Origin of the sequence: Micromonospora sp. NPDC049799 (assembly GCF_040656655.1) — a bacterium.
Taxonomy (GTDB): Bacteria; Actinomycetota; Actinomycetes; order Mycobacteriales; family Micromonosporaceae; genus Micromonospora.
The window spans coordinates 1-8,187 of sequence record NZ_JBFAMU010000221.1 but is presented as its reverse complement, the minus strand read 5'-3'; the positions used below and the strand labels follow the sequence as shown (position 1 = coordinate 8,187).

The window sequence follows — 8,187 nt, the reverse complement described above, 5'->3', positions numbered from 1 at the left end:
CGTGCCGTCACCGGCGGCCTGTACGCGGCGACGATCGGCGCCGCGCACCGGACCGTCTACCGCCCCTGACGTCGGTTCGACCCGGACCGCGACGGTGACGCCGCGTACGGCCCGGGTGACGGCACGGGGTGTCAGCGGGTGATGTGGCGGTGCTTGCTGCGCAGCTTGAACGGCATCAGCGCGCTCTCGATCTTGGTGGCGGTGGTCATCTTCGACGCACCGTCCCGCCGCTCCTCGAAGCGGATCGGCACCTCCAGGATCGTGTGCCCCAGCTTGGTGGCCAGGTAGTGCATCTCCACCTGGAAGCTGTAGCCGTTGGACTGCACGCGCTCCAGACCGATGTCGCGCAGCGCGTCCGCCCGCCAGATCTTGAACCCGGCGGTCAGGTCGCGGATCCGCACCCGCAGCAGCGTGTGCACGTAGAGGTTCGCCCAGCCGCTGAGGGCCCGCCGGTACAGCGGCCAGTTCTCGTCCAGTTCGCCGCCGGGCACGTACCGGGAGCCGATCACCACGCCCGCGCGGGTGCTGAGCAGGGCGCCGAGCATGCCCGGTAGCGCCTCCGGCGGGTGCGAGAGGTCGGCGTCCATCTGCGCCACGTACTCCGCGCCGCCGTCGAGGGCACGCCCGATCCCGTCCACGTACGCGCGCCCGAGCCCTTCCTTGCCGGCGCGGTGCACGACCTCGAACCGGTCCGGGTGCTCGATGGCCAGCTTGTCGGCCACCTCCCCGGTGCCGTCCGGCGAGTTGTCGTCGGCGACGAGGATCTTCAGGCCCGGCAGAGGCAGGGCGAGGAGCCGCTCGACCAGGCCCGGGAGGTTGCCCGCCTCGTTGTAGGTCGGGACAACGACGGTCACGCGCACGTCCCGCCACGGCGAGGGCAGCTGCACGGCTTCAATCATTTCGGACATCCTCGGTCTGCGGACAGGGCTCCCTGAGAGGGTAGCCACCTGCTCCATCGGTGCTGACAATGCTCCCCGTTACCGGTCCGGCGTGCCGCGTTCCGGCACCCTCCGAAGCCTGGTCCGCGGCCGGTCGCTCAGCGCCGACGCCGGCCGAGAGCGGTCACGGCCAGGGCCAGCGCGGTCAGCGCCACGCCGGAGACGGCCGGCTTGTGCGTTCCCACCCACAGTGCGGCGGAGGTGCGCCGGGCCCGGTCGGTGAAGACGCCCTCGGCGCCCCGGTCCGCGTCGTCGTCGCCGGGCCGGTCGAGGTTGTCACGCCAGGCGGCCGGATCGATCTCGGTCCCGGTCTGCTGGCTGTCGTACCCGTCCCGGGCCAGCTTCCGGTCCAGCAGGCCGGGCGCCAGGATGTCGCCCAGCCGGGCCTTCCAGGTCGGTCCGCCCACGTTGAGTTCCCTCCGACCGTGGTCGGCGGCCCAGAGGATGGCCCGGGCGGCCACCTCCGGCGCGAAGATCGGCGGCACCGGCTGCGGGTGGCGCGGCAGCCGCGTCCGCACCCAGGAGAACTGCGGCGTGTTGATCGCCGGTAGCTGGACCATCGACAGCGTCACCCCGGGGTACTCGTGCAGCAACTCCGCCCGCAGCGAGTCGTTGAAGCCCTGGATCGCGTGCTTGCTGGCGCAGTACGCCGACTGGAGAGGGATCCCCCGGTAGGCCAGCGCCGAGCCGACCTGCACGATCGCGCCCCGCCCGTGGACCCGCATGTGCCGCAGCGCGGCCAGCGTGCCGTACACGGTGCCCAGGTAGTTGACCTCGGTGACCCGGCGGAACTCGGGCGCGGTCACCTCCCAGGCGGGAGCGAACACCGACACCATCGCGTTGTTGACCCACACGTCGATCCCGCCGTACCGGTCACCGCGGACCGGATCGCCGTCGGGGCCGCGCACCGCGACCAGGTCGCGGCCATCCGCGCGCGGCTCGGCGAGGCCGGAGCGGGCATCACCGTCGACACCGCCAACCGGCTCCAGGGCCGGGAGTACGACGTGACGATCGTGCTGCATCCGCTCTCCGGCCGGCGGGACGCTACCGCGTTCCACCTGGAGTCGGGGCGGCTGTGCGTGCTGACGTCGCGGCACCGGCACGCGTGTGTGGTGGTGGCGCGGGCGGGGATCGCGGAGCTGCTGGATGCGCACCCGTCTACGGAGACGGTGCACCTGGACGTGCCGGTCAAGTTTCCGGACGGGTGGCAGGCCAACCAGTCGATGCTCGCGCGCCTGACCAGCGTCAGCCTGGTGGCATGATCAACTCGGCTTCATTGAAGCCGGGGTGTCCGGGTGAGGTTTTCAGCCCGACTTCAATGACGTCGAGTGGATCTACCTAGGCGGCGATCGCCCGAGCGGTCGTGTAGACGTCGGCGGGCAGCGGGTGCGTCAGCTGCCAGATGATTCGCATGGGCCGGTCCCCGGCGTGCTCGCGGTAGGTCATCGGGCCGGCATACAGGTACGCGGGCGCCCCCAGGTCGCGATCGGGCACTTTGGACTCGCGGACGAACAGGTGCACCGTCGAGCCGCGCGAGGCGTGGTGGATGTAGCGCTGCCCCGTCGCCGACGCCGCCGACGTGGTGCTCTGCGACTCCCACTGAAACAGCTCGTCGGTGATGGCCCGGTCGGCGTACATCGTGGTGGGGGAGTAGTGGTGCTCCGACTTGACCAAGGTGACGAAGAACAGGTCCGCCTGCTCCGACTCCAGCCACTTCACGCCCTCGCGCAGCGACCCCGGGTTCGGCATGCCGAACGCGGCGCACGCCTCGTTGCGGCTGTAGCGGGCGTGCACCCGCAGCGGCACCGCTCCCGGCAGCGGTTCCGAGGTGACGCGGTGGATCCGGTCCCGCAGCACCTCCGCGACCTGGCGCAGCTCGGCACAGCGGGCCGGTTCTGCCCACAGCCGCGCCAACCGCTCGTCGCGCGACGCCAGCGACGCATTCGGCCCCCACAGGTCGAAGTGCAGCATGTCCCACAGTCGCCCGACCTCCGGCCGCTCACCGGATGCCATCCGCGCCAGCAGGTCCAGCCGGTCGACGTCGTCGATATGTAGCATCCGCCCGATGGCCCGGCCCAGCTCCCGGTCGTCCGTGTCGGGCGACGCGGTATCCACCCCGGCGAGCCGCCGCAGCCCGGCCCACCCGCCGAGGCTGGCCGACCGGTACACGTCCTCGATCTCCACCCCGGTCTCTCGCAGGAACTCGGCCAGGCTGACGTCCCCGAGCTGCCGCAGCTCCGCGACAAGGCCGCTCTTCGACGTCGGCAGCGCCGATTTCAGATTGGCGAGCACGTGCTCCTTCGCCACCCGATCCAACTGCACGTGGCAGCCACTCGGCAGGGACGGGAAGTCCTGCTCGACGGCCTCTCGGATCGCCTTGCGGCTGACCCCGGTCAGGGCCCGCCAGCGCAGGTCGAAGCGGAAGTTGGCGTGCTGCCCGCCGATGAAGTCCAGCACCGTCAGGCAGGGCTTGTCGTCGTCGAGGCGCAGCCCACGGCCGAGCTGTTGAAGGAAGATCGTCGCGCTCTCGGTGGGCCGCAGCATGAGGATCGTGTCGACCATCGGCAGGTCGACACCCTCGTTGAACAGATCCACCGTGAAGAGCACCCGCACGTTGCCTTTACGGAACTCCGTCAGCAGGGCTTGCCGACCGGCCGCGTCGACCCGCGACGTCACCGCGGCCGACGCCACACCGTGCTGGGTGAACCAGTCCGCCATGAACTCCGCGTGCCCGATGCTCACGCAGAACCCGAGCGCCCGCATCCGCCTCGCGTCGACGGTGTCGCGTACCGCCCGCAGCACCATCCGCGCCCGAGCGTGGTTGCCGGTGTAGACGCCATCCAGCTCCGCTGGGTCGTACCCCTGCCCGCGCTTCCAACGCAGCTGCGACAGGTCCGTGTCGTCGTGCAGCCCGAAGTACTGGAACGGTGCGAGCAACTGCCGCTCCAACGCGTCCCACAGGTGTAGCTCCACGGCGGCGCGGCCGTCGAACCACCGCCGCACGTCGCCGCCGTCGCTGCGGTCGGGCGTCGCCGTCAACCCCAGGAGTACGCGCGGACGCAGCCGATTGAGGAGGCTGGCGTACGTCGGCGCCTCCGCGTGGTGGAACTCGTCGACGATGACCATGTCGTACGCCTCGTGGTCGATCTCCCGCCGGTGTAGCGACTGGATGGAGGCAAAGACGTGCCGCCAGTCGCGTGGGGTCTGCCCGCCGACGAGCGTCTCGCCGAAGCTGCCATCGCCCAGCACCTGCCGGAACGTCGCGAGGCTCTGCCGCAGGATCTGCTCCTGGTGGGCGACGAAGAGCAGCGAGTCCGTCTTGCCCGCCTTGCGCAGGCGGCGGTAGTCCAGGGCGGCGACGATAGTCTTGCCGGTGCCGGTGGCCATCACCACGAGGTTCCGGTGCCGGCCGTGCACCTCACGCTCGGCGTCAAGGTCCGCGAGGATCTCCGCCTGGTATGGGTACGGCCGGACGTCCAGGTTGGCGATCGGGGTGGAAGCGTCGCCGGGGCGCTCCCCGGTGAGCGCCTGCCGCAGGCGTTCAGCGTCCCGGCCGGGGTCGTAGTCCTCAAACGCCGGGTCGTTCCAGTAGTCCTCGAACGTGGCCGTGAACGTGTCGATGACGTGCGGCTGCTCGATGTTGGAGACCCGGACGTTCCACTCCACGCCGTCGACCAGGGCAGCCTTCGACAGGTTGGACGAGCCGACGTACGCGGTGGTGGTGCCGTTGTGCCGGCGGAACAGCCACGCCTTGGCGTGTAGGCGGGTGGTCCGCGTCTCGTACGACACCTTGATCTCGGCGCCCAGCTCGGCGAGCCGGTCGAGGGCTCGTTGGTCGGTCGCGCCGAGGTACGTCGTGGTGATGACACGCAGCCGGCCGTTCCGCTGCATGAGGTCCCGGATGGCCGGCTCGACGATGCGCAGGCCGTGCCACTTGATGAACGCGCAGAGCAGGTCGACCTGTTCTGCCGAGGCCATCTCGTGGGTGACCTCGTGACCGATGCGGGGCTGGTTTCTGCCGTTCACCAGTAGGGCGCCGGTGCTGAGCGGGGTGGTCGGCCGCGTTGGGAAGGTGGGCAGTGCGGGCGGGGTGGGTGGGGCGGCGATGGCGTGCAGGAGGTGCTTGGCGTCGGTGACCTGATCCTGTGCCGTGGCCGCCTGGGGGCTGATCGCGGCGATGGTGTCGGCTATGCGGTTGGTCAGCTCGATCTGGCGGTGGAGTTTACCGTCACCGCCGGGGACTGCCTTGAGGGCGCGGTGGGCCAGGGTGGCGATGTGACGGGCGAGGGCGTCGGGGGCGTCGGCGGGGTCGAGCTTGTCGTGCTGGATGAGGGCGGGGTCTACGCGCTGGAGGCGGGTGGCCAGGTCGCGGGTGATGAGGTGCTCGTAGATGCCCCGCTCAAGATCCGTCACCCGGGCAAGGTAACCGGCCTCGGAGTGGGGCGCTGCCCCCTACCGCGCTGGCGCGGAACTGCTGTCGGGTCTACGACGGTTTCCGGACCAAGATTGTGTCTGCGGTGACGAGCTGGCCGGCACCGATGAACCGGCGGGCGACCAGCAGACCAGCCTCGTGAGCAGCCTGGCCACCGTGGCTGGCGGAAGCATCCGTCACCAGCCATGGCGTCAGGTCACGCTCAAAGGCATCCGCCGCTGACTTCAGTACGCAGCTCTCCGTGGCCACCCCGCAAAACACCAGATCAGTCCACCCCTCCCGCTCCGCCAGTTCGGTCCCAGCGTCCGAGAAGAACGAATAGGTCTTCTTGTCGATCACCGCCCGCGCCCGGTGAGCGTGCTCGGCGAGCTCCGCAACGATCTCGGTCTCCGGAGGCCCCTGCACCGCGCTCCAGTGGATCAGCCGCTCGAACGGACTCCCGGGGTAGTTGTGGTAGCGGGTGAAGACCACCGGCCGCCCAGTGGCCTCCCAGCGCTCCACCAGGTCGACCACCTTCGGGATGACGTGCCGGCTTCGGTCGTTGATGAAGCCGTTCTGCATGTCGATGACGATCAGGGCGGCCCGCGTCTCGCTCATGCGACGACTCTGCCACTCAACGCCTCGGTCTCGCGAAGCGCGGCCTGAGCCTGAGCCAACCGAGCCGGCAGGCCGCTCGTCGACAACGCAGCCTCACGCATCATGCAGTGCTGGGCCGTCTCCTGTGCCCGGGCGGTCGTCAGTCGCGAGTGCGCCGCCCGCAGGAAACGCCAGCCGTACTCCGGGGGCATCAACGGGTCGCGCCCCTCCTCGACTTCGCGCTGGATACGACGGCAGTACGCCCAGAGCATCTGTACGTCGATCTCGCACGAGACCAGGTCGTCTACCGCAAGGGCTCGATCTGGGCAGACGGCGTGGTAGGCCAGGCCGGACCAGCTCGCGTACCCGACCGAGACGCCGCGCATGCCGAACGTCTCTACCGCCGGCTGATCGAAGCCCTCGGCCAGCAGCCGGCGCTCCACATGGGTGCCGACCGGCTCAGGGCGGGGCACCGCACGACGGTTGACGAGCACCGACGGGAGACACATGAGGCGGACCGCGTTGTCCAGCTCATCGCCGTCCCAGGGCGACTCTCGGAGGACGTACATCGACAACACATATTCGGGTGCCTGCCACGCTGCCTCGTCTGGCAGCAGCTGTCGAAGCTGGTCCGTAGCCCATGGCAGATCGTCCTCGTAACTCTTGTACCGCCAAGCGGCCAACGACGCGAGACGCGTGAGGGTGAGGTCCTGCTCAAGGTGCAGAACCACCACGCCGCAGCCGAACACGTGGGCGGTGCACTTCCCTTCCCGGTGCGGCAGCGTCACCCGGGACACATCCAGCCAATCGTGCGGAAGGGATCGGCACGATGAGGCCAGCGCCTGAGCCGTGGCGGCACCGACGAACGCCGGCACGAACTTGTGGGACTGCACCCGATAGCCACCAGACGCAGGCGCGCCATACCCGGCAGGCTCCTGTCCTACCGCAGCAGCGAAACGACGAGCTGCCTCCGCAGAAGCCCTGCCCAACGCCGTGTCGAGGGCGGCTTGCATCTCCGGGCGCGGATGCACTGCCTCCCGGCCAGCCTCCCACTTCGACACGGTGCGCTCGCTGACGCCGAGGTGCTCGGCGAAGTCGCGGATGCTCATGCGTAGCGCGTGGCGCAGAAAACGAGTCTCCCGGCCGGTCCACGCCTGAACGGTGGTCATCAGTTTCGCCTCCGATCACATGAGACCGGTCCCATCGGAGCTTAGAGGCTCCCATTGCAGATTAGGTACAGCGCAAGTGCAGTGCGTAGCCGTACCGCACGATCTGCCGCTCGGTGAGGGTCGACGCATGGCCCGGGGCGGGTGCTGGGCTCCGGGGCTGCGTCGACCCGAACGACGCAGCCCCGACCCCGCCCGCCCCGGCGCCACTCCACCCGTTAACGAGGAGCCCTTCCTCTCCCTGAGGCGTTAACAAGGGCCCCCTCCTTACATCACCGGAGCCGGCATGCCCACCCTGCTTGACGACTTCAGGGTCCTCACCACGGCCCAGCTCGACCAGGGCGCCACGGCGTGACGCCGCCGGAGGTGGTCACCCGCTGGCTGCGCCTGGTCGTAGCGGACGCCGAACTGTCGCCGTACCTCATCGGGGTCGACCTGGACCGGCTCGCCAAGCACCTGACCGCGAGCCTCACCGCGGCGCTCGGGGGCGAACCGGCGGCGGACGCTTGGCGCGGCCTGGGCCTGTCTGAGGCGCAGCACCGGCGTGTCGTGGACTACCTGGTCGGGGTGCTCTGGGCGTTCGACCAGCCGGACGACCGGATCGCCCGGGTGCAGCGGGCGTTCGCCGGTGAGGTGCAAGCGTGACCCTCGCCGCCGCCTGGGAGACGGCCGTGGGAAAGGTCGTGGACGAGGCCGGGCGCATGCTGGCGGACGGGCTGCTCCCCGAACGGGACGCGGCGCTGCTCCTCGCCGCCCTCGGCCGCCTCACTGTCGGCGGCGACGACTCGGCTGGGCGGGCGCCCTGGACCGGCTCGCCCTCGTACCCCACCCGGGCCCGGAGTGGGCCACCGTGGTCGCCGCGCTGATCGACGGGGTGGACGTGGTGGTCACCGCCGTGCCGGCGGCGGTCTCCGCCCCGGTGGCCAACCGGCTCGCCGCCCGGGCCCGGCAGCGGGGCAGTGTGCTCGTCCCGTACGGGCGCTGGGACGGCGCCGACGTGACCCTCCAGGTGGTCCGGGGGGCGTGGGAGGGACTGGGTCCGGGCCGGGGCCGGCTGCGGCGCCGCGAGGTGACC

7 protein-coding genes and 2 pseudogenes are annotated in these 8,187 nt (G+C 70.5%); 4 read left to right on the top strand and 5 right to left on the bottom strand.

Annotated features, from left to right (window positions below):
- Positions 1-131 precede the first annotated feature (131 nt).
- A complete protein-coding gene (locus tag AB0I76_RS17470) occupies positions 132-899 on the bottom strand; it encodes a polyprenol monophosphomannose synthase (protein WP_357036090.1) in 768 nt (255 codons plus the stop codon).
- A gap of 137 nt (positions 900-1,036) precedes the next feature.
- A complete protein-coding gene (locus tag AB0I76_RS17465; RefSeq protein WP_357036094.1) occupies positions 1,037-1,927 on the bottom strand; it encodes an SDR family oxidoreductase in 891 nt (296 codons plus the stop codon).
- On the opposite strand from AB0I76_RS17465, the pseudogene AB0I76_RS17460 reads away from it, so the two are divergent.
- Positions 1,808-2,200: pseudogene (locus AB0I76_RS17460) on the top strand (AAA domain-containing protein); the annotation flags it as partial. The gene AB0I76_RS17465 and the pseudogene AB0I76_RS17460 sit on opposite strands and share 120 nt — an antisense overlap.
- 76 nt (positions 2,201-2,276) lie before the next feature.
- Here the strand turns inward: AB0I76_RS17460 and AB0I76_RS17455 are convergent.
- From AB0I76_RS17455 to AB0I76_RS17445, 3 genes are all read right to left on the bottom strand, one after another.
- Positions 2,277-5,351, bottom strand: a complete 3,075-nt coding sequence (locus tag AB0I76_RS17455) for a DUF3427 domain-containing protein (RefSeq protein ID WP_357036087.1) — start codon at positions 5,349-5,351, stop codon at positions 2,277-2,279.
- Between the two features lie 70 nt (positions 5,352-5,421).
- Positions 5,422-5,967: an isochorismatase family cysteine hydrolase gene (locus AB0I76_RS17450; RefSeq protein ID WP_357036084.1), complete on the bottom strand. Its 546-nt coding sequence runs from the start codon at positions 5,965-5,967 to the stop codon at positions 5,422-5,424.
- Positions 5,964-7,115 (bottom strand): helix-turn-helix domain-containing protein, encoded by a 1,152-nt coding sequence (locus tag AB0I76_RS17445; protein ID WP_357036081.1) that lies wholly within the window; start codon positions 7,113-7,115, stop codon positions 5,964-5,966. Before AB0I76_RS17445 ends, AB0I76_RS17450 begins: the two co-directional genes overlap by 4 nt.
- A 348-nt stretch (positions 7,116-7,463) precedes the next feature.
- Here AB0I76_RS17445 and AB0I76_RS17440 point away from each other — a divergent pair, with 348 nt between their 5' ends.
- The 3 genes and pseudogenes from AB0I76_RS17440 to AB0I76_RS17430 all read left to right on the top strand — a co-directional run.
- Positions 7,464-7,757 (top strand): hypothetical protein, encoded by a 294-nt coding sequence (locus AB0I76_RS17440; RefSeq protein WP_357036079.1) that lies wholly within the window; start codon positions 7,464-7,466, stop codon positions 7,755-7,757.
- Positions 7,754-7,978 (top strand): hypothetical protein, encoded by a 225-nt coding sequence (locus tag AB0I76_RS17435; protein WP_357036096.1) that lies wholly within the window; start codon positions 7,754-7,756, stop codon positions 7,976-7,978. The genes AB0I76_RS17440 and AB0I76_RS17435 overlap by 4 nt, the downstream gene beginning before the upstream one ends.
- Positions 7,912-8,187 (top strand): annotated as a pseudogene (locus tag AB0I76_RS17430) (hypothetical protein); the annotation flags it as partial. The gene AB0I76_RS17435 and the pseudogene AB0I76_RS17430, both read left to right, overlap by 67 nt.